The sequence below is a fragment of the Synechococcus sp. BA-120 BA3 genome, from assembly GCF_034931285.1.
In the GTDB taxonomy this organism is placed as follows: domain Bacteria; phylum Cyanobacteriota; class Cyanobacteriia; order PCC-6307; family Cyanobiaceae; genus Cyanobium.
The window spans coordinates 1-2,906 of record NZ_JAYGHZ010000117.1 but is presented as its reverse complement, the minus strand read 5'-3'; the positions used below and the strand labels follow the sequence as shown (position 1 = coordinate 2,906).

2 protein-coding genes are annotated in these 2,906 nt (G+C 73.2%); one reads left to right on the top strand and one right to left on the bottom strand.

Going from position 1 to position 2,906, the window contains the following annotated elements:
• Positions 1–2,125: transglycosylase domain-containing protein (locus tag VB737_RS06160; RefSeq protein ID WP_500312012.1), on the top strand; the 2,125-nt coding region annotated here is incomplete at its 5' end.
• A 1-nt stretch (position 2,126) separates the two neighbouring features.
• Here the strand turns inward: VB737_RS06160 and VB737_RS06155 are convergent.
• Positions 2,127–2,906: rhomboid family intramembrane serine protease (locus VB737_RS06155; protein ID WP_500312010.1), on the bottom strand; the 780-nt coding region annotated here is incomplete at its 5' end.

Here is a 2,906-nt window from a genome sequence, read left to right as displayed (position 1 = left end):
CGGCGGGCTGAGGCACCATGGCGCCTGGCTGGAACTCTGGATCGGCGGGCAGTGCCGCCGGCGGCTGGCGCTGGAGGGGGGCCGCTACCGCATCGGCCGGGATCCCCACTGCGAGCTGCCGGCCGACGCCGCCGGCGTCAGCCGGGTGCACGTGATCGTGGAGCAGGAGCGACCCGGGGATCGGGACTACGTGGGCGAGGACTTCAGCTCCGCCAACGGGCTGTTCCACCGGGATCGCCGCATCCGCGCCATCCGCCTGCGGGACGGGGACCGGCTCCAGCTCGGCTCGCCGCTCAAGGGCGAGGCGCCCACCCTGGTGTACCGCCATCCCCGCAGCCCCCTGGGGCAGCTGGTGCACTGGGGCGCCATCGGTGCCCTGGTGGGCTCGGGCGTTGCCCTGGGGGGCCTGCTGCTGGCCACCACCGTCGCCGCTGGTTCCTCGATCCGCTCGGTGAGCGGGCCGGTGAAGGTGTTCTCCACCGACGGCCGCCAGATCGATGCGGCCGAGGGCTCCTCGACGGCCCTGCCCACCCTGGCCGACTACCCGTTGCACCTGCGCCAGGCCCTGATCGCCTCGGAGGATTCGCGCTTCGGCTGGAACAGCGGCATCGACCTGTTCGGCACCCTGCGCTCCCTGGTGCAGGGCACCGGCGGCGGCAGCGGCCTCACCCAGCAGGTGGCCCGCATGGTCTACCCGGCGGTGGGCACCGACGTGTCGGTGGCCCGCAAGCTGCGGGAACTGTGGGTGGCCTGGCAGCTGGAGGCGGGCTTCAGCAAGAACCGCATCCTCAAGATGTACCTCGACCGGGCCTACCTGGGCCTGGGGGCGGAGGGCTTCGAGCAGGCGGCCCAGCTCTATTTCCGCAAGTCGGCCAGCGCCCTGGACGTGGCGGAGTCGGCGTTCCTGGTGGGCCTGCTGCCCAGCCCCAACAGCTACAGCCCCTGCAACCGGGAGAACCCCACCTGGGGCCGGGAGCGGCGCGACCTGGTGCTGGGCCGGATGCACGCCGAGGGCTATCTCTCCGACCAGGCGCTGATCGACGCCCGCCGCCGGCCGCTCAACATCGACCCCTCCGCCTGCCGCGAATCCACCTATTCCAGCTACCCCTTCTTCAGCGACTACGTGATCGGCGAGCTGGAGGGGCGGCGCTTCGCCCTCGACCTCAGCAGCCCGGAGGCCCGGGGCAACTACGCGGTGATCAGCAGCATCGATCCGCGCCTGCAGGCCATCGCCCAGAAGCAGCTGAAGGCGTTCCTCGAGGGGCCGGGGGGCCGGGCCGGGCTCACCCAGGGCGCCCTGATCTCGATCGACTACGCCACCGGCGCGATCCTGGCCTACGTCGGCGGCGGCGACTACAGCCGTTCGAGCTTCGATCGGGTGCAGGCCCTGCGTCAGCCCGGATCCACCTTCAAGCTGTTCGCCTTCCTGGCGGCCCTCGAGGCGGGGGCCAAGCCCGGCGATGCCGTCTCCTGTGCTCCCCTCTCGTATGTGGCCGGCTGCCGGGGCGGGGGCGGCAGCACCAGCGTGGCGGCGGGCTTCGCCAGCTCCGAGAACGTGGTGGCCCTGCGGCTGGCCCAGCAGGCCGGCCTGAACAAGGTGGTGGCCAAGGCGCGCCAGCTCGGCATCAGCACGCCGATGGAGGAGAGCTTCTCGATGGTGCTGGGCGGCAAGGAGACCTTCCTCTACGAGCTGGCCCGGGCCTATGCCGTGGTCGCCAACGGCGGCCGCTCTGTGCCCCTGCACGGCGTGACGCGCATCTACGACCTGGGCATCTGCGGCTCGGTGCGCTCCCTGGCCACCTGTCCGGCCGCCGGCGTCACCACCCCGATCGGCGAGAAGCCCCAGCAGCTGATCGAACCGGCGCTGGCCGCCGAGATGGATGCCCTGCTGCGGGGGGTGGTGAGCGGCGGCACCGGCCGCGCCGCCGGTGTGGTGGCCGATGCCCGCGGCAAGACCGGCACCACCGACAACGGCGTCGATGTGCTGTTCGTGGGCTACTCCCCCTCCAGCCGCATCCTCACCGGCATCTGGATGGGCAACGATGACAACCGCCCCGCCGAGGCCGCCTCCGGCGCCCTGGTGGCCGAGCTCTGGGGGCAGTACATGAGGGCCCTGGCGGGCTGAATCAGCCCAGCCAGCCCAGGCCCCTGGCCACTTCCTGAGCGCGGGTCACCAGGGCCCAGGCGATGCCGGCCAGGGTGCCCCAGCACCAGGGACTGCTCAGGAGGCGGGCCAGGGGGGTGCTGGTGTCCTGGGGATCGCGGCGGGGCAGCTGCCAGCCCAGCTGCAGCGCCCCGTAGACCACCAGCAGCACCCAGGCCGGGAAGTCGACCGGCTCCAGCGTGAAGGGATGGACCTTCCAGTGCAGCAGGCTGAGGGTGCAGGCCAGGGCGATCAGGGCGGCGATGGGCCCGGAGGCGCCGTCCCACTGGCGCAGCACCCCGGCCCGGCGGGCCACCAGCACCGCCGGCGCCGTGGTGGCCAGGGCGGTGAGCGTATAGCGGAGCAGCAGGGAGGAGAGCGGCAGGGGTGAGCCGCCCAGCACGATCACCAGGATCCCGAGGTTGAGCAGGGCCTCGCCGTTGGCGGCATGGATCCAGGGGGCGGTGATCCAGCACCAGGCACGGCGGGGATCACCGCTGGCCTCCAGGGTCAGGGGCCAGCGGCGGCGCAGGGGCTTCAGGGGGCCGAGGGCCAGGGCCTGGAGCAGGGCCAGGGCCACCACCAGCACGGGGCCGCTCCTCCAGCCCCAGGGGTCGAAGAACCACTGGTCCAGTTCGCCGCCGGCCCAGAACAGCACCGGGGCCGACGCGGCCGCCAGGGCCAGCCCGGGGCCGAGGGGCCGGAGGGACTCCAACCGGCCCAGGGGAAGGGGCAGGGCGGCGGCAGGGGAGCCGGCCGCAGG